The organism is Telmatospirillum sp. J64-1, from assembly GCF_006980715.1.
Lineage (GTDB): Bacteria > Pseudomonadota > Alphaproteobacteria > Rhodospirillales > Magnetospirillaceae > Oleiliquidispirillum > Oleiliquidispirillum nitrogeniifigens.
This window is the reverse complement of sequence record NZ_SBHN01000094.1, coordinates 1-501: the sequence shown is the minus strand read 5'-3', so window position 1 is coordinate 501 and position 501 is coordinate 1. Positions and strand designations below refer to the sequence as shown.

At 64.9% G+C, this 501-nt stretch carries 1 protein-coding gene; it reads left to right on the top strand.

All coding sequences use genetic code 11. The features are described from left to right. Positions 1-63: 63 nt before the first annotated feature. Positions 64-498 carry a hypothetical protein gene (locus EPD66_RS23910; RefSeq protein WP_142851053.1) on the top strand — a complete coding sequence of 145 codons (435 nt, stop codon included), beginning with the start codon at positions 64-66 and terminating at the stop codon, positions 496-498. Positions 499-501 lie beyond the last annotated feature (3 nt).

Sequence of the window (501 nt, the reverse complement as noted above, 5' to 3'; positions counted from 1 at the left end):
CAATGACGATGACCGGCAAGGGATTTTGGACATCCTGGGCGATTACCTGATGGAGGGGCTGCAATGATCCTCTTTTCCTGTCTGGACCGTCTGTCCGACCTGGTCGGCCAGGACAAGCCCCTGCGCCAAGTCCAGGGGGCCATTGAATTCGCCGCCGCATCGGCCGCACCGCCAGCCCGTCACCTCCGCCCTGCCGCCTGGGTGATCCCCATCAGCGACCGTGCGGAAGGCAATTCGCTGGTCGGCAAGGTGCGCCAGCGCGTTACCTACCGCTTCGGCGTCGTACTTGCCCACGGCATCGAGAATGACCGGGCCGGCGGGCGCACCACCCTGGAGATGGAGGCGCTGGAAAAGGCGGTGATCGGCCATCTGCTGGGCTGGGTGCCGTCCGAGGACATGGAAGAGGTCCTCTATGCCGGTGCGCGAACCGTCGCCTTCCAGGCAGGCCTCGTCTGGCGCCTGCTCGAGTTCACCACCGCCTCTTACGTCTACAAGTGAGGA

What these genes read in the sequence shown, in the direction of transcription:
- EPD66_RS23910 (WP_142851053.1), top strand. Translation starts at nt 64, where the DNA reads ATGATCCTCTTTTCCTGTCTGGACCGTCTGTCCGACCTGGTCGGCCAG.